The organism is Arthrobacter sp. Helios, assembly GCF_023167125.1.
Classification (GTDB): Bacteria; Actinomycetota; Actinomycetes; order Actinomycetales; family Micrococcaceae; genus Arthrobacter_B; species Arthrobacter_B luteolus.
Window position 1 is genome coordinate 510,708 of sequence record NZ_CP095402.1, and the last position, 16,368, is coordinate 527,075.

The following is a 16,368-nucleotide window of genomic DNA, read 5'->3' on the forward strand; positions in this document are numbered from 1 at the left end:
AAGATGACCCCATGAGACCCCATGCCCGACGGGTAGCCGCGCCCAAAGCCGTCCAGGCCGCAGCGGTGCGCTCAAGCCGTGCCGGTGATGATGTTCCGTATGCCCTGCGGGTCAGTGCCTCATGGGCCTGGCGGCTCGGCGTCGTCCTTGTTGTCAGCGGCGGACTGATCTGGATCCTCAGCCACTTCTCCCTGCTGATCATTCCGCTGATGGTCGCGGCCCTGCTGGCCGGACTGCTGTCGCCGATCAGTTCCTGGCTGCGCCGTAACAAGGTGCCCTCCGGCCTGGCGGTGGCAGTGACAATCGTCTCCTTCCTGGGGCTGATCGTTGCGGCCCTTACCCTGGTGGGCAGGCAGCTCGCCCTGGGTTTCCGGGACCTCTGGGACGAAGTGCTCACCGGTTTCGACCAGATCCAGGAATGGCTGGCTGCCGGACCGCTGCGGGTCACCTCAACCCAGATAGACAGCCTGCTGGGCGAGGCCACCTCGGCGCTGCAGCAGAACTCCGCCAGCATCCTCTCCGGCGCACTCAGCGTTGGGAGCAGCGCCGGGCACTTCGCCGCAGGCGTCCTGCTCACCCTGTTCGCCCTCGTGTTTTTCCTGCTGGACGGACGCCGGATCTGGCGGTTCCTGGCAGGCATTATGCCGCGCCGGGCCCGTGCGGCCGCCTATGGCGCCGGCATCCGCGGCTGGGAATCCATGACCACCTATGTCCGCGTGCAGCTGCTGGTCGCGTTCATCGACGCAGTGGGGATCGGCGCCGGCGCCGCGATCATCGGTGTTCCGCTGGCCCTGCCGCTGTCCGTGCTGGTTTTCCTGGGCTCTTTCATCCCGCTCATCGGTGCCTTCGTGTCAGGCTCGATCGCCGTTCTGCTGGCGCTGGTCGCCAACGGCTGGCTCAATGCCGTGATCATGCTGGGAATCGTCCTGCTGGTCCAGCAAATCGAATCGCACATCCTGCAGCCGCTGATCATGGGGCGGGCCGTGTCCCTGCACCCGCTGGCAGTGATCCTGGCAGTGACCGGAGGAACGCTCGTCGCCGGGATCGCCGGGGCCCTTTTCGCGGTTCCCGTGATGGCCATTCTCAACTCGTTCGTCCGGTATATCGCCGGCCGCCGCTGGGAACAGGACCCGCTCCTGGCCGGGGATAGCAATTTCGGACCGCCGGGATCGCCACCGCCGGATCCCGACCGGGAGGGCGAGGCGGATGACTTTGAAGCTGCAGCCCCGACCGGCCAAACCACCGCAGCCGACCACACCACAGCAAACGAAGAAGAGAACCGACGTTGAACGACTTTCCCCAGTTGCCCGTAACCCTCGACGACATCCAGGCGGCAGCCAAGCTGCTGGACGGCGTCATCGCCCACACCCCGATCGAACAGTCCCGGGCGCTCGGCAGGATTACCGGATCCGACGTCTACCTCAAGTGTGAGAACCTCCAGCGCGCAGGATCCTTCAAGGTCCGCGGAGCCTACGTACGGATGGCCAAGCTGAGTGAGGAGCAGAAGGCCAGGGGCGTAGTGGCGGCCTCCGCGGGAAACCACGCGCAGGGTGTGGCCGTGGCTGCGGCCCGGCTGGGGATCAAGGCCCGGATTTTCATGCCGCTGGGCGTCGCCCTGCCTAAGCTGGCTGCTACCCAGGGCCACGGCGCCGAAGTGGTGCTTCACGGCCACAACGTCGATGAGGCCCTGGCGGAAGCCCAGCGCTACGCGGACGAGACCGGTGCCGTTTTTGTGCATCCGTTCGACAACGTGGACATCGTGGCGGGGCAGGGAACGCTCGGACTGGAACTGCTGGAGCAGATCCCCAACCTTGACACCGTGCTGATGGGCGTCGGCGGGGGAGGGCTGCTGGCCGGCGTGGCGGTCGCCATTAAGGCGCGGGCCAAGGAACTGGGCCGGGAGGTCCGGATCATCGGTGTCCAGGCGGAGAACGCAGCAGCCTACCCGCCGTCGCTGGCTGCCGACGCGCTGGTGCCGCTGAGCAAGGTGTCAACGATCGCGGACGGCATTGCCGTGGGCCGGCCGGGCCAGCTGCCGTTCTCCATCATCCGTGAACTGGTGGACGACGTCGTCACCGTCAGCGAAGACGCGCTGGCACGGGCACTGATCTTCCTGCTGGAACGCGCCAAGCTCGTCGTCGAGCCGGCCGGCGCAGTGGGCGTGGCCGCCATCATGGAGGGCAAAATCGAGAACCCGGGGAACACTGCAGTGATCCTCTCGGGCGGAAACGTGGATCCGATGCTTATGCTGAAGGTGATCCAGCGCGGCCTCGCGGCTGCCGGACGGTACCTTGTGGTACGGATCCTGCTGGATGACCGTCCCGGTTCGCTGGCCACGATTTCGCGAATTATCGCCGAATCGGATGCCAACGTCACCGGCGTGGACCACACGAGGGTTGGAGGATCGATCAGCATGGGAGACGTCGCCATCACCATCAACATGGAAACCAAGGGCCACGAGCACGGTGAAAAGGTGCTGCAGAACCTGCGGGCTGAAGGTTTCCATCCCGTCGTGCTGCACGGCTAGACGATGCTGGCCCAGCGAGCAAAGAGCGCGCTGTTTCTTTCCGCCTGCCTCACGGCGGGAATCTGGCTGGTGTATTTCCTCACTCTGCCCTTCCAAGCCACTCTGCTGCCCGCCTTGGGGATCCTTCCCCGGCAGCTGGAGGGGCTGGACGGCATACTGTTCGCGCCGCTGCTGCATGCCGGAGCCGGGCATCTGCTGAGCAACAGCCTGCCCCTGCTGGCCTTCGCCTTCCTGGTGCTCCTGGAAGGCGTGCGGAGGTTTGCCGCGGTCGCCGCGATCTGCTGGCTCGTGTCCGGGACCGGTGTCTGGCTGCTGGGCGGAGGACTCACCATCGGGATTTCCGGTGTGGTGTTTGGACTGTTCGCCTACCTGATGGTGCGGGGCTTCTACAACCGGGATCTGCTGCAGATCCTCATCGGGGGAGTCCTGTTCCTGGTCTACGGGTCGCTGCTGTGGGGGATCCTGCCGACGGCTGCGGGGGTTTCGTGGCAGGCGCACCTCTTTGGCGCCGCGGGAGGCGTTATCGCAGCGCTGGTGCTGCGCAGCCGCGGCGATGCCGACCGGTTCCGGACGCAGAAACGGGCCCGCCAATAGGCGGACCCGCTGCGAACCGCCGGTGGCGGAAAACTACCCGGCGTAAGGCTTGGCCGAAACGATCTCGACTGAAATGCTCTTGCCGTTGGGAGCGGTGTAGTGCGTCGTGTCTCCGGTCTTCAGACCCGAGATCGCGGCACCCAGCGGCGACTTCTCGCTGTACACGTCAATGTCGCTGTCGCCGGCGATTTCGCGGCTGCCGAGCAGGAAACGCTCCAGGTCCCCGGCGATCTTGGCTTCGACGAGCATGCCCGGCTCCACGACGCCGTCGTCAGCCGGAGCCTCGCCGACCTGTGCGTCACGAAGGAGCTGTGTCAGCTGGCGGATACGGGCCTCAGCCTTGCCCTGCTCCTCCTTGGCAGCGTGGTAGCCGCCATTCTCCTTCAAGTCGCCTTCGGACCGTGCCTGTTCAATACGTGCAACAATTTCGGTCCGGCCGGGGCCCGAAAGGTGGTCCAGTTCCGCCTTCAGGCGGTCGTAAGACTCCTGCGTGAGCCAGGCGACAGATGCGCTGTTGGTAGACACGGGTCTCTCCTTATATGACATCCGAATCCTCGGAACAGATTCGGCTTGGCTGAAAATTGCTGTGCGGCCGGGGTGGCCTGACAAGCAAATACCCCGCCGGACGGTGACCGGTTGCTCTGGCTGGTATTCCGGCAGTCACCTGGGCGGGGCGTTACGTAGCCTCCATACTAGTCAGCCGGACGGACAAACCCAAGACATCCGCACGGGGTTTCGCTTTCCGGCTAATTGTGCCCGGAGGCTAGAGCTGTGCGTCCTCGACCAGCCAGCAGGCGTTCACTCCGCCGGTGACACCGAGCGAATCGGTGCGCAGGCTGATGCGCTGGGATACGGTCTCTGTCTCTGCCGGGCCGATTCGGACCGTTTTCCAGCCGACCACCGCATAGCTGTCATTGAGCACCTGGACGGCACACTCAACCGTGGCATCTGAGGGCTTGGTGACGTTGAAGTCGACGACTGCGGTGGAGGCGTCGGGAATCGAGAAGCCAACATCCTTGGGTGTGATGGAGCCGGATCCGGAAGGCACCGCCATAAAAGCGACGACGACGACGGCCGCCAGTCCGGCGACGGAGGCCAGGACCGCTTTGGTGCGCCGGCCGAGGCCGGGCTTGGGGGTGCCGTAGCGATTGGCTAACCTTGGGGTGGATGACAATCCGTCCGCGGGGCGCTCTGGAACTGGCAGACCGGCAGAACCTTCCTCAGTGCTCACCACTTCATTTTACCGAACATTCTTGTCGGCGTTTTCCGCCGACCGTCAGGAGTACCGCGTTGTCCACCGAACCGAGCTTTGCACCCGACGGCGAACTGCGCCTGCTGGCTGTCCACGCCCATCCCGACGACGAGGCCAGCAAGGGTGCCGCCACGATGGCCTCCTATGCCGCTTCCGGAGTGAAGGTCATGGTGGCCACGTGCACCGGAGGCGAGCGCGGTGATGTGCTGAATCCCGCAGCGGCGGACGAGCCGGCTGCCAAGCGCGACCTGGCCGGACTGCGGCGCAGCGAAATGGCTGCCTCACAGGCAGCGCTGGGCATCGAGCACCGCTGGCTCGGCTTTATGGACTCCGGCTTGCCCGAAGGTGATCCCCTGCCGGAACTGCCGGCGGGCTGCTTCGCGCTCCGTCCGCTGCAGACCGCAGCTGCCCCGCTGGTGAAGCTGGTGCGTGAGTTCCGTCCGCACGTCATCATCAGCTACGACGAAAACGGCGGTTATCCGCACCCCGACCACATCATGGCCCACCGGGTCGCCGTCGAGGCCTTCCACAAAGCCGGTGATCCGCTGGCGTACCCGGGCACCGGAGCGGCCTGGGAACCGCTGAAGCTCTACTATGACCGCGGCTTCAACCCGGAACGGTTCCGCGCCCTGCACGAGGCACTGACCCGGGCCGGGCTGGAATCCCCGTACGCGGAACGCCTGGCCGCCTGGCTGGAGGCAGAGCCGGAGGGACACCAGCCGCCGCCGCCCCTGCACCCGACCACCACCCAGGTCGAATGCGGGGAGTTCTTCCCGGTACGCGACGCCGCCCTGAAAGCGCACCGTACCCAGGTGGACCCGGAGGGTTTCTTCTTCGCCGTGAGCACCGACCTGCAGCGCGAGGTGTGGCCGTGGGAAGACTATTCACTGATCGAATCCCGCGTTCCGGCCTCCGTGCCTGAAACCGACCTCTTCGCTGGCATACGATAGAGGGTAGATACGGCGTCCGTGCGCCGGCTTCTGCCAAGAGAGAGATACTTCGTGAACCTGCTGTACAGCGTGTACCTGACGGTCAACCCTGCCCCGATCGAGGGCGACCTCAAGCCGGGTCTGGAAGAAGGGGACATCACCCCGGGCCTCCTGGGCTTCCTCGCAACCCTGTTCCTTGCCCTGTGCGTGGTGTTCCTGATCCGCGACATGGTCAAGCGGATCCGCCGCGTGCGCTACCGGGCCCAGGCCGCTGAAGCCCAGGAGGCAGCTGCCGCGGACGGAGACCAGGGAACTCCTGCCGGTGCAGGTGAGGACCCGGAGGTGGCCGCAGCAGTGTCTCCGGACACCGGTGAAGCAGTGTCCCTGGAGGCCGGCGAGGCTGCCGGGAAGCGCCCGGGAACGGACGGATAGTCCGCATGGCGGAGAGGCTGAGGAACCAAGCATCGGCCTATCTCCGCCAGCACACCGGGAACCCGGTTGACTGGTGGCCCTTCGGCGACGACGCGTTCGCTGAAGCCCGCCGCCGGGATGTTCCCGTTTTCATCTCGATTGGCTACGCCGCGTGCCACTGGTGCCATGTGATGGCCCACGAGTCCTTTGAGGATCCGGAGACTGCCCGGGTGCTCAACGAGAACTTTGTCAGCATCAAGGTGGACCGGGAGGAACGCCCCGACGTCGACGCGGCGTACATGGCGGCGACCCAGGCGCTTACCGGACAGGGCGGCTGGCCGATGAGCGTGTTCACCCTCCCGGACGGGCGGACCTACTACGCCGGCACCTACTTTCCGCCGCAGCCGCTGCAGGGCACACCCTCCTTCCGCCAGGTCCTCGACGCCGTCCTCACCGCCTGGACTGGGCGCCGGGAGGACGTTGAGGAAAGCGCGGCCCAGATCGCCGCGCACCTGGCTGCCGGGCAGCTCGCGAACCAGCACCTGCTGGGAAGCCTCGCCGGCGCCGCCGTTCCAGAACCCCCCAGTGGCGACGACGGCGGCTGGGCAGCTGATGCGCTGGGCTCCGCCGTCGGCGTCCTGGCCCAAAATGAAGACCCCGATTTCGGCGGATTCGGGGGAGCCCCGAAGTTCCCGCCGTCGCCCGTCCTGCGTTTCCTGCTGGCCCACGGCCACAGCAGCGCGCCGACGGCCGGGACGGCTGCCGGGCTTGCCGCCCGGACCCTGACCGCAATGGCGCTGAGCGGGCTGTATGACCAGGTCGAAGGCGGATTCGCGCGGTACGCGGTGGACCGCCGCTGGCAGGTCCCGCACTTCGAAAAAATGCTCTACGACAACGCGCAGCTGCTCCGGTTGTATGCGCATTACTCCCGGGCGGAGACAGACCCGGACCACCGCGGCCTGGCACTGCGGGTTGTCCGGGAGACCGCCGAATGGCTGACGCACCGGATGCGGCTGCCGGGCGGTGCCTTCGCTTCCTCACTGGACGCGGACTCACTGGTGGACGGCCGCCGCGTCGAGGGCGCCACCTACGTCTTCACCCGTGCCGAACTTGAACAGGCTCTCGGTGCCGGCAGTCCTGCCCTGGACCTGCTTGACCTGGACGACGACGACGGCGCCTCCCACCGGCTGCCCGGCAGCACACTTCGCCTGGCTGCAGTACCCACAGCGGAGCAAGCCGCACTGTGGGCCGGGGCCAGGGCAGCCCTGGCCCGGGTCCGGAAGCAGCGTCCGCAGCCGGACCGGGATGAGAAAGTCGTTGCTGGCTGGAATGGCCTGGCCATTGCCGGGCTGGCCGATGCAGCGGTGGCCCTGGCGGACGCCGGAGCACCGGAACCCTGGATCCTGCGCGCCGCTGAAGCTGCGGCGGAGTACCTCCTGCGGGTCCACTGGAACGGTTCGCTACTGTACCGGGTTTCCCACGACGGTGCGGCACAGGGGATAGAAGGCCTGCTGGAGGACTATGCCGGAGCCGCGGAGGGGCTATTTGCGCTGTACGCAGCCACCGGAGACCCGCGCTGGTTCGCGGCCGCCCAGTCTCTGGTGGCAGCGGCCAGAAGCCGTTTCCTTGCCGACGGGACGCTTTCAGATACCGCGGCTGAATCTGCGGAGGTCCGGCGGGCGCAGGGCGGGGTGGTGGCAGCCAACCCGCTGGACGACGCAGTCCCCAGCGGCGTGGCCCTGTTCGCCGGGGTCCTGCTGACCTCTTCGGCGTACAGCGGGGCAGTGCAGGACCGTGCCCTCGCTGAAGCGCTGACCGCACACCTGCGCCGTGCTGCCCCGGCCGCGCCCCAAGCGGTGGGATGGGCCATGTCGGTGCGGCAGGCGCTGGAGGACGGACCGCTGGAGCTGGCGGTCACCGGCTCCGACCCCTCGGCGGTGGCGGGGCTGCTGGCCGCCGGACGGGATGCGGGCGGACCGTCGCTCGTCATCGCCCATGGTCCGCCCAACGGGGTTCCGCTGCTGGCCGGGCGGGAGACCAAAGCTCCGGCGCTGGCCTTTGTCTGCCGCGCCATGCTGTGCCGCCGGCCGGTGGACAGCGCAGCGGAACTGCAGGAGCAGCTCCGGGCCGGGACGCCGGCCGGCTAGCCCTGAACCGACAGCACGGCGATCATGATGGCCGCGTAGTGGCAGGCAAATCCCACCAGGGTAAAAGCATGGAAGATCTCATGGAATCCGAACCACGTCACAGACGGGTTGGGACGCTTCAGGGCATAAATCACAGCACCGGCGATGTACGCAGCCCCGCCGGCGATGACCAGGACGGCAACGGCGGCGTTCACGGACCAGAAATCGGGAATGTAGAAAACAGCTGCCAGCCCCAGGGCGATATAAACCGGGGTATAAAGCCAGCGCGGCGCATTCAGCCAGAGCAGGCGGAACGCGACACCCGCGGCGGCCCCGGACCAGATGATCCACAGCAGCAGCACCGCTGTTTCCCGGGGCAGCAGCGACCAGGCCAGCGGGGTGTAGGACCCGGCGATGACCAGCATGATGTTGGTGTGATCCAGGCGCTTGAGGATCTTCTTCACCCGCGGCGTCCAGTTTCCCCGGTGATAGACGGCTGAGACACCGAACAACAGGATTCCGGTCAGGGCGTACACAGCGCAGGCGATGCGCGTTCCGGTTGTTGGAGCCAGGGTCACGAGGACGATTCCGGCCGCCAGCGCGAGGGGCGCAGCCCCCGCGTGGAGCCAGCCGCGGAAGCGGGGTTTGATGTCCAGCACGTCTGCCACGGATTCAACGGCGGATTCCAGCGGTCCCGGGGCAGTGCGGGAGTCCGGGTCCTGCTGGACCGGACCACGCTGCGAGGGTGAAGTCATGCTGTTAATCCTAACTTACGATCCGGTAGGTTACTAAGCGGTAGTGTCGTTCCCGCTCCGTTGTGCACGGCAGCGGCGGTGTCGCGCGGTAGCCTTGAAAAAGCAGATTCCGTGTTCGAACGGATCCCCAACACACAAGAGGCAGGTGAATCACCCGTGCGGTTTCCCGGTGTGGTCTACGCCTATTACGAACGGAAGCTGCGGCGCAGCCTGGCCAAGGACAGCATCCCCGAGCACATTGGGGTGATGGTTGACGGGAACCGCCGCTGGGCAAAGCTAGCCGGTGCCCCAACTGCCGACGGGCACCAGGCGGGCGCAGATAAGATTCTGGAGTTCCTGGGCTGGTGCGAGGAACTCGGCGTACGGGTGGTGACGCTCTATATGCTCTCCACCGACAACCTTAACCGCGACCCGGACGAACTGGAACCGCTGCTGGGCATCATTGCCAACACCCTGGACCGCCTCGGCGAGAAGGGGGATCTGCGGGTCCAGCCCGTGGGCGCCCTGGAGATCCTTCCGCCAGAGCTTTCGGACCAGCTCTCGCGGCTGGGCGAGAGCACGGCTGCAGCTACGGGGCTGCACGTCAATGTGGCCATCGGATATGGCGGCCGGCGCGAAATTGTCGACGCCGTCAAGGAGCTGCTGCGCGACGCCCAGAAACAGGGCAAACCCATCGAAGAGATCACCGAAGACCTCTGCGACGCGCAGATATCCGAGTATCTCTACACCCGCGGCCAGCCGGATCCCGAGCTGGTCATCCGGACCTCCGGGGAACAGCGTTTGTCCGGCTTCCTGATGTGGCAGAGCGCCTACAGCGAGTTTTATTTCTGCGAAGCGCTGTGGCCGGACTTCCGCCGGGTGGACTTCCTCCGTGCGCTGCGGGACTACGCGAGCCGCCAGCGCCGGTTCGGCTCGTAGACCGGGCGGTTCGGCGAACAGCGGGTGAACAGCTGAAACTGCCCCGTGTCCCTGTGTTCTGCGGGCCGGAGGCTGGCGTAGCTTGGACCTACCGATCAGTCCCATGCTGACGGAACCGGAGGCCGGATGTTCACACTTGGTGTGCTGAGGAGGCCGCAGCCGGCCTCCATTGCCGGCCTGCGGATAACCACGCTTCTAGCTAATCGGGGCCCTTGGCCCCGGACTGGAGATCCAAGTGGCCGTATCCAAGACTTCCTCTCCCGCCCACGCCGGCACACAGGCGCAGCCGCTCGGGTTTGTGCTTGATACCTCCGTCCTGCTCTCGGATCCGAAGGCGATCCTGCGGTTCGCCGAGCACGAGGTAATCCTGCCCCTGGTGGTCATCAGCGAGTTGGAAAGCAAACGCAGCGATCCGGAACTGGGGTATTTTGCCAGGGCCGCGCTGAGGCTCCTGGACGACCTGCGGGTGGAACACGGCGGCCTCGACCGGCCGGTTCCGATCGGTGAAGCAGGCGGAACGCTGCGGGTCGAAGTGAACCACATCTCCCTGGACGTGCTGCCGATGGGCATCCGGGGAACGGACAACGACAGCCGGATTCTCGCCGTCGCCCGCAGCCTGGCGGACGAGGGGCGGCGGATCACCGTGGTGTCCAAGGACCTCCCCCTGCGGGTGAAGGCAGCAGCTGTTGGGCTCACCGCCGACGAGTACCGCAACGAACTGGTCCGCGACACCGGGTGGACCGGGATGGTGGAACTTGAAGTCGGCGACGCCGAGGTAAACGCCCTCTATGACCATGAACCTGTCTTCCTGCCGGAGGCTGCGGAACTGCCGGTCAATACCGGCCTGGTGCTGCTGGCAGGACGGTCGTCCGCCCTGGGCCGCCTGGGTGCGGACAAGCAGGTGCGTCTGGTCCGTGGCGACCGTGACGTTTTCGGACTGCACGGGCGGTCAGCGGAGCAGCGCCTGGCGATAGACCTGCTGATGGACCCGGAGGTCGGAATCGTCTCGCTGGGCGGACGCGCCGGCACCGGTAAGTCCGCGCTGGCGCTGTGCGCCGGATTGGAAGCGGTGCTGGAGCGCCGGGAGCACCGGAAGGTGGTGGTCTTCCGCCCCCTCTACGCCGTCGGCGGCCAGGAATTGGGGTACCTCCCCGGCAGCGAGGCGGAGAAAATGGGGCCCTGGGGGCAGGCTGTCTTCGACACCCTGGAAGCCCTGGTCTCCCGGGAAGTCGTTGAGGAAGTCCTGGACCGCGGCATGCTGGAAGTGCTGCCGCTGACCCATATCCGCGGCCGCTCCCTGCATGATTCCTTCGTGATCGTGGACGAGGCCCAGTCACTGGAGAAGAACGTCCTGCTGACCGTGCTCTCGCGCATCGGACAGAACTCCAAAGTAGTCCTGACCCACGACGTCGCCCAGCGGGACAACCTCCGGGTCGGACGGCACGACGGTATTGCCGCCGTGGTGGAAACCCTGAAGGGGCACCCGCTGTTCGGGCACATGACCCTGACCCGGTCTGAGCGCTCCCCAATCGCTGCCCTTGTCACCGAACTGCTCGAGGACGGCCAGATCGCCTAAGGAGCCACGTCTGAGCCGCCAGGCTCGCCGGCTCAGTTTAGGCATCCGGCCGCACAGGCAACCGGCCGCGCCGGCCATGATCGAGCCGGCGCGGCCGGTTCGTCCTACTGGTCCCGGCGCTTGACCTCTGGCCCGCTCACTCCCTGTGTATGGTGATGGCCGGCGGCGTGTGCATGGTCAGCACCGGCGGCTTCTGCTTCACCGGTCACCACCGTGAGTTCCACAGGCGTCTCGGGAAGGTCGAAGCTGGACAGAACGGAACCGGCGGCGATATCGACCACGTGCAGCTTCTTAGCAGCAGGCTCGGTGACATAGGCGAGCCCATTGGCGCCGGCTGTCACTGCCGGTGCGGGCGACTGCCATTCCTGCGGCTCCTCCCAGGGCCCGACAACCCTGACCTTATGGATGAGCTCACCGGTTTCCTCGTCGAGGATGTTCAGTTCGCCGTCACCGGTCAGGACCACGGCTTCGCCTTCCGCTCCCCGGGCGAGCGAGCGGAACCAGTAGGCCGAGCCAAGATCCACGGTGGTCATCGAGTTGGTGCGGGTGTCGATCAGCCCGATGCGGGTGGGCCGTTCCTGTTCCGCATCGGGATCGGACTTGTAGTCTGCCAGGATGATGGGGGATCCGTGGCTGCCGGCCTGGTTGCCCGACCGCTGGTAGGCCTCCGCGACCGGCACCTTATGGAAGGCGCCGTTCCGGAAAACCACCGGCCCGTTCTCGCACCCCAGGGAGATCACATCTCCTTCAGGCGTGGGCATGGCGGCAGCTTCGCCATGTACGCCCGGACAGTCCGTGGTTTCCGCGAGGACTTCTCCTTTGGGGGAGCGGACCTGGACGGTGGAGCGTGATTCCTCCGTGCCCTGGGTCAGCAGCAGGTCACCGCTGCTTAACGGGACGGCAACACCGTGGTGCGCGGCGCCGGCGGAATGTTCCTTCACCTCGTCCGCGGTAACCTCCCCGTCCGTGAACGCCGTGGAATCGAGCACGGTGATGGTTCCCGTGCCGTCGGAGAAGAGGGCAGTCCTGCCTTCGTGCGTGACGACGTGTCCGGCTTCGGCAGCTTTAACGGCAGAGCCGGTCAGCGCAGGTGCCTGCTCGTAGTAATGCCGGTGATCACCATGCGCCTCCACGATCAGGCCGGTGTCGAACACGCGGAATTCGTGGCCCGCGCTGACCAGGACGTGCCGCCCGTCGCCGGCGTTGTTGAGCCGCAGAAAACCCTCCGTCTCGGTGCTGGTCACCGCGCCGCTCCCGGTGTCCACCGTCATCAGGCCGCCGTCGTAGGTAAGGACGGCGCGCGGAGCCAGCGCGGCAACTTCGCGGCGGTCGGGGGCAGCGGCCGTGTTCCCGGCAGCGGCGGGGGAGGTGTTCAGTGAGGCGCTGGAATCACGTTCTGCCGATCCGGCAGTGGAACAGGCGGACAGGAGCAGGGCGCCAATCATGGCGGAGGACAAGGACAGGGTTCGCGGAGATATCGACATGCCCAGAGACTAAATGCAAATGGTTCTCATTATCAATTGTGTCGCGCGGCACCGCCCGGCGTCGCAGCGGTGGCCTGCGGGGCGTGCGGGAGGGTGCGGGGTGCGGGGCCCGCCCGGTGGAGGAGCTCGGGGCTGCTGTCAGCAGGACCGAGCGCCCGTGCCTTGTCCACAGGACCGGCTACTCCATGACCGGCTCCAGGCCGATGCCGTACGGTGTTGCCCATGTGGGGGATCGTGGGGGATTACTGGGTCCAGGAGCCGGCAGCTGCGTGGCTGCTGCTGGCCGCCCTGGGATATCTGGCCGTGCTGTCCGTCCTGCTGGCGGCGGAAGACATCCGCAGCCACCGGCTGCCCGACCGGCTGGTGCTCCCGGCCTATCCAGCCGCGGTGCTGCTGCTTTCAGCGGCGGCGCTGGCTGCCGGAGACCCGGACCGCCTGGCAGGAATGGCGGGAGGCTGCCTGGCGCTGCTGGCGGGGTATTTCCTGCTGCGGGTGATCAGCCCGGCCGGGCTTGGCCTGGGGGACGTGAAGCTGGCCGGAGTACTCGGCATCTTTCTGGGCTACGCCGGCTGGGCCCAGGTGGCAGCCGGCACGGCGGCGGGGTTTGTGCTGGGCGGTCTGTGGGGCCTGGGCCTGATCCTGACCGGGCGGGGCACAGGGAAAACCAGGATTGCCTTCGGCCCTTTTATGCTCGCCGGCGCTGCCGTGGCACTCCTTGGCCCTGGCCTACAGTAGGAGGATGCCCACGCCCGACTTTGTCCTGTCCCTGCGCGAAAAGATAGGCCATGAGTTGCTCTGGCTGCCCGGTGTTGCCGCCGTCGTCTTCAACGAAGCCGCGGAGGTTCTCCTCTGCCGCCGGGCGGACAACGGCAGGTGGACCATCATCACGGGAATGCTGGACCCGGGGGAGGAGCCAGGCCCCGGGCTGCTCCGCGAAGTTGCCGAGGAGACTGGTGTGCAGGCCAGGATTGAGCACCTGATCCACGTTGGCGCCACTGACCCGGTAGTGTTCCCCAACCAGGACCGCTGCCAGTTCCTGAACCTCGTGTTCCGGTGCGCCTACGTCAGCGGAACCGCCCGGGTAAACGACGACGAGTCCAGCGATGTCCGCTGGTTCGCCCTCGATGCGCTGCCGGAGCTCAATGCCAGGCATCGGATGCTGATTGACCTTGCACGCAGCTCCACGGGTGTTCCGGTCTTTGAAACCTAAGCCAGGCCGGCGCCCTTAACGCCGAGGGACCGGCACCCAATGGTGCCGGTCCATCGCCGCCGCAGCGGAATGCTGGTGCAGGGAATGCCTAGCGGGGGAGTTCTTCTCCCTGCTGTTCCTGGCCGCCGGAACCGTCCTGGACAAGACCGTCCTGGCTGTCCGGCCCATCCTGCCCGGACTCGCGGGATGACGGCGCGGGAGATGCTTCCCCGCGGAGGGCAGCTTCACGCTCAGCTTCGAGGCGGACAGCTTCCTGGCCGCCGATGGCCTCGCCCCGGGCCACCATGCCGGCCACATCGGAGAGCGGGATCTCCTTCAGGAAGAGGGCCAGGACCAGGGCGATGGCGAGGAACGGAATGAGGTACCAGAACACCGGAGCCAGCGAATCGGCGTAGGCCGTGACAATGCCATCCTGAACGGTTTCAGGCAGTGCATGCAGCGCCGCCGGCTGCAGGGTGGCCGTAGCCTCGCCGGCCGCTGCCGGATCCATGCCTGCTCCGGAGAAAACACCCATGAGGTTCTCGGACAGCCGGGTGGTGAACATAGCCCCGAAGATCGCCACGCCCAGGGACGCACCAACCTCGCGGAAGTAGTTGTTGGACGAGGTGGCGGTGCCGATCTGGTCCACGGGAACCGAGTTCTGCACCACCAGGACAACCACCTGCATGATCAGGCCCAGGCCCGCCCCGAAGACGAAGAGCTGGGCGCAGATGATCCAAACCGGGGTGGAAGCAGCGAGCGTGGTCAGCCACAGCATGGCCGCAATCACCAGGATTCCGCCGGCAATCGGGTACTTCTTGTATTTGCCGGACTTGGTGATGGCCAGGCCGGACCAGATCGAGGTGCCCATCATGCCCACCATCATGGGAAGCATCAGCAGGCCGGATACGGCTGCGGAGGTTCCGGTGGACATCTGCAGGAACGTGGGCACGAAGGCAATGGCAGCGAACATGCCCATGCCCAGGGTGAAGCCGATTGCCGTGCTGTTGACGAAGATCGGGTTCTTGAACAGGCTCAGCGGAATGATCGGATCCTGGGCCCGGCGCTCGGTGAGCACGAAGGCGAAGGCGGCCAGCAGCATGCCGGCTCCGAAGGCCAGGGTAGCCGGATCGGTCCAGCCGTGGTCCGCACGGCCGCCGAAGTCGGTGAAGAAGATCAGGCAGGTCGTGGCAATGGAGAGCAGCAGGACACCGCCGAAGTCGATCCGCTTCTCGGCCTTCTTGCTGGGCAGCGTCAGGGTGAAGAACGCGATCAGGAACGCGATGATGCCGATCGGGATGTTGATGTAGAAGGCCCACTGCCAGGTCATGTGGTCCACGAAGAAGCCGCCCAGAAGCGGGCCGGCAACGGCGGACAGGCCAAAGATGCCGCCCAGGGGGCCGAGGTACTTGCCGCGCTCGTTGGCGGGCACGATATCGGCGATGATCGCCTGGGAAAGGATCATCAGGCCGCCGCCGCCCAGGCCCTGGATGGCGCGGAAGATGACGAAGCCCCAGAAATCCGTGGCGAGGGCGCAGCCGACGGATGCCAGGGTAAACAGTGCGATGGCGAAGAGGAAGAGGTTGCGCCGGCCCAGGACGTCACCGAACTTGCCGTAGATGGGCATCACGATGGTGGTGGCCAGCAGGTAAGCGGTGGTGATCCAGGTCTGGTGCTCGACGCCGCCGAGCTCGCCCACGATGGTGGGCATGGCGGTGGACACGATGGTCTGATCGAGGCTGGAGAGCAGCATGCCGGCGATCAGGGCGGAAAAGATGATCCAGATGCGCTTCTGGGTCAGCAGCAGCGGCCCGGAGGGGCGTGCGGCGGTGGTGGTCATTCGGAGTCCTCAGGGGGGTAGGAGAGGGGGGAGGAGGTGGAGAAGACCTCGCGGGCGGAGTTGACCGCATCCACGAGCATCCGGCGGTAGGGCACGGTGTTCTCCGGGGCAAAGAATTTGGGCCCGGCGTTCTGCACCAAGGCGGCGAAGACGGTGATGGCAGCGCGGATCCTGGGGTCATCAGCGGGCAGCGATTCCCGGGTGGAGAGCATCGCGGCGAACGCCTCTTCGGCTGCGTGCGAGCCGTGCATGGCCTTGTGCAGCAGCCGGGGCTCGGCCGCAATGGCGTTCTTGAGCATGATCATCTCGGCGCGGGAGATGGCCATCCGGTCCATCATGCCGACCGCAAGGTCCACGAAGTCAGCCAGCAGCGTGCTGGAAAGCTCTCCGGGCGGGGAGTCCTTGCCGCCGTCGATGAAGCGCTGGACCAGGTCCTCCGGAAGGTCATCGACGGGAGAGCCCAGGATGGCGTCTTCCTTGGCCGGGAAGTAGTTGAAGAAGGTGCGGCGGGAAATGCCCACTTCCTCACACAGCTCCTCGACGGTGAAGCCGTTGACGCCGCGTGCCGCAGTGAGCGTCCGCGCCGCCGTCGTAATGGCGACCCGGGTGGCAGTGCGCTTGCGTTCACGCAGGCCGGACCCTGAATCAGATGCACTATTCGTCACGGAGTAAAGTTTTGCACTATGGGTTAATAAGTGCAAACCGCAGAAACGGGTAAGGGCGCCCGGCCAGCGGCCGGGCGCCCTTAGCGGGAGTGTGCGTTCCGG

16 protein-coding genes are annotated in these 16,368 nt (G+C 66.4%); 10 read left to right on the forward strand and 6 right to left on the reverse strand.

Features of this window, described 5'->3' with window-relative positions; translation table 11 throughout:
• Window positions 1-11: 11 nt before the first annotated feature.
• From ArtHe_RS02260 to ArtHe_RS02270, 3 genes are read left to right on the forward strand one after another with little or no spacing between them, the layout of a single operon-like run.
• Window positions 12-1,289 carry an AI-2E family transporter gene (locus ArtHe_RS02260; RefSeq protein ID WP_248318549.1) on the forward strand — a complete coding sequence of 426 codons (1,278 nt, stop codon included), beginning with the start codon at window positions 12-14 and terminating at the stop codon, window positions 1,287-1,289.
• A complete protein-coding gene (gene ilvA, locus ArtHe_RS02265; RefSeq protein ID WP_248318550.1) occupies window positions 1,286-2,527 on the forward strand; it encodes a threonine ammonia-lyase in 1,242 nt (413 codons plus the stop codon). The genes ArtHe_RS02260 and ilvA overlap by 4 nt, the downstream gene beginning before the upstream one ends.
• A 3-nt stretch (window positions 2,528-2,530) precedes the next feature.
• Window positions 2,531-3,121, forward strand: a complete 591-nt coding sequence (locus ArtHe_RS02270; protein WP_248318551.1) for a rhomboid family intramembrane serine protease — start codon at window positions 2,531-2,533, stop codon at window positions 3,119-3,121.
• A gap of 33 nt (window positions 3,122-3,154) precedes the next feature.
• Here the strand turns inward: ArtHe_RS02270 and greA are convergent, their stop codons facing one another.
• The gene (gene greA / locus ArtHe_RS02275; protein ID WP_246168667.1) at window positions 3,155-3,646 is read right to left on the reverse strand and encodes a transcription elongation factor GreA; all 492 of its coding nucleotides are present in this window, start codon (window positions 3,644-3,646) and stop codon (window positions 3,155-3,157) included.
• Between the two features lie 238 nt (window positions 3,647-3,884).
• Entirely contained in the window at window positions 3,885-4,295 is a 411-nt protein-coding gene (locus ArtHe_RS02280; protein WP_248318552.1) for a DUF4307 domain-containing protein, read from the reverse strand.
• A gap of 116 nt (window positions 4,296-4,411) precedes the next feature.
• Here ArtHe_RS02280 and mca point away from each other — a divergent pair, with 116 nt between their 5' ends.
• The 3 genes from mca to ArtHe_RS02295 are packed head-to-tail and all read left to right on the forward strand — an operon-like array spanning window position 4,412 to window position 7,860.
• Entirely contained in the window at window positions 4,412-5,323 is a 912-nt protein-coding gene (mca, locus tag ArtHe_RS02285; RefSeq protein ID WP_248318553.1) for a mycothiol conjugate amidase Mca, read from the forward strand.
• A gap of 51 nt (window positions 5,324-5,374) precedes the next feature.
• Window positions 5,375-5,734, forward strand: a complete 360-nt coding sequence (locus ArtHe_RS02290) for a hypothetical protein (RefSeq protein ID WP_248318554.1) — start codon at window positions 5,375-5,377, stop codon at window positions 5,732-5,734.
• A gap of 5 nt (window positions 5,735-5,739) precedes the next feature.
• Window positions 5,740-7,860, forward strand: coding sequence for a thioredoxin domain-containing protein (locus ArtHe_RS02295; RefSeq protein ID WP_248318555.1), 2,121 nt, complete (start codon window positions 5,740-5,742; stop codon window positions 7,858-7,860).
• On the opposite strand, the gene ArtHe_RS02300 is transcribed toward ArtHe_RS02295, so the two are convergent.
• Window positions 7,857-8,507, reverse strand: coding sequence for a hemolysin III family protein (locus ArtHe_RS02300; RefSeq protein WP_248319643.1), 651 nt, complete (start codon window positions 8,505-8,507; stop codon window positions 7,857-7,859). The two genes, ArtHe_RS02295 and ArtHe_RS02300, sit on opposite strands and share 4 nt — an antisense overlap.
• Window positions 8,508-8,750: 243 nt before the next feature.
• Here ArtHe_RS02300 and ArtHe_RS02305 point away from each other — a divergent pair, with 243 nt between their 5' ends.
• The gene (locus ArtHe_RS02305) at window positions 8,751-9,512 is read left to right on the forward strand and encodes an isoprenyl transferase (protein ID WP_083521599.1); all 762 of its coding nucleotides are present in this window, start codon (window positions 8,751-8,753) and stop codon (window positions 9,510-9,512) included.
• Between the two features lie 235 nt (window positions 9,513-9,747).
• The gene (locus ArtHe_RS02310) at window positions 9,748-11,088 is read left to right on the forward strand and encodes a PhoH family protein (protein WP_248318556.1); all 1,341 of its coding nucleotides are present in this window, start codon (window positions 9,748-9,750) and stop codon (window positions 11,086-11,088) included.
• Between the two features lie 104 nt (window positions 11,089-11,192).
• Here the strand turns inward: ArtHe_RS02310 and ArtHe_RS02315 are convergent, their stop codons facing one another.
• Entirely contained in the window at window positions 11,193-12,572 is a 1,380-nt protein-coding gene (locus ArtHe_RS02315) for a hypothetical protein (RefSeq protein WP_248318557.1), read from the reverse strand.
• Window positions 12,573-12,794: 222 nt separating this feature from the next.
• Here ArtHe_RS02315 and ArtHe_RS02320 point away from each other — a divergent pair, with 222 nt between their 5' ends.
• A complete protein-coding gene (locus ArtHe_RS02320) occupies window positions 12,795-13,307 on the forward strand; it encodes an A24 family peptidase (RefSeq protein WP_248318558.1) in 513 nt (170 codons plus the stop codon).
• Window positions 13,308-13,311: 4 nt separating this feature from the next.
• Window positions 13,312-13,782 (forward strand): NUDIX domain-containing protein, encoded by a 471-nt coding sequence (locus tag ArtHe_RS02325; RefSeq protein WP_248318559.1) that lies wholly within the window; start codon window positions 13,312-13,314, stop codon window positions 13,780-13,782.
• A gap of 88 nt (window positions 13,783-13,870) precedes the next feature.
• On the opposite strand, the gene ArtHe_RS02330 is transcribed toward ArtHe_RS02325, so the two are convergent.
• Both ArtHe_RS02330 and ArtHe_RS02335 read right to left on the reverse strand, forming a co-directional pair.
• Window positions 13,871-15,601 (reverse strand): MDR family MFS transporter, encoded by a 1,731-nt coding sequence (locus ArtHe_RS02330; RefSeq protein ID WP_066298988.1) that lies wholly within the window; start codon window positions 15,599-15,601, stop codon window positions 13,871-13,873.
• Window positions 15,598-16,266 carry a TetR/AcrR family transcriptional regulator gene (locus ArtHe_RS02335; RefSeq protein WP_066298991.1) on the reverse strand — a complete coding sequence of 223 codons (669 nt, stop codon included), beginning with the start codon at window positions 16,264-16,266 and terminating at the stop codon, window positions 15,598-15,600. The genes ArtHe_RS02330 and ArtHe_RS02335 overlap by 4 nt, the downstream gene beginning before the upstream one ends.
• Window positions 16,267-16,368 lie beyond the last annotated feature (102 nt).

Excerpts from the sequence above, each read along its gene's own strand:
- ArtHe_RS02260 (WP_248318549.1), top strand. The coding sequence starts at position 12 with ATGAGACCCCATGCCCGACGGGTAGCCGCGCCCAAAGCCGTCCAGGCC.
- ArtHe_RS02270 (WP_248318551.1), top strand. The coding sequence starts at position 2,531 with ATGCTGGCCCAGCGAGCAAAGAGCGCGCTGTTTCTTTCCGCCTGCCTC.
- ArtHe_RS02295 (WP_248318555.1), top strand. The coding sequence starts at position 5,740 with ATGGCGGAGAGGCTGAGGAACCAAGCATCGGCCTATCTCCGCCAGCAC.
- ArtHe_RS02315 (WP_248318557.1), bottom strand. The coding sequence starts at position 12,572 with ATGTCGATATCTCCGCGAACCCTGTCCTTGTCCTCCGCCATGATTGGC.
- ArtHe_RS02320 (WP_248318558.1), top strand. The coding sequence starts at position 12,795 with ATGTGGGGGATCGTGGGGGATTACTGGGTCCAGGAGCCGGCAGCTGCG.
- ArtHe_RS02325 (WP_248318559.1), top strand. The coding sequence starts at position 13,312 with ATGCCCACGCCCGACTTTGTCCTGTCCCTGCGCGAAAAGATAGGCCAT.
- ArtHe_RS02330 (WP_066298988.1), bottom strand. The coding sequence starts at position 15,601 with ATGACCACCACCGCCGCACGCCCCTCCGGGCCGCTGCTGCTGACCCAG.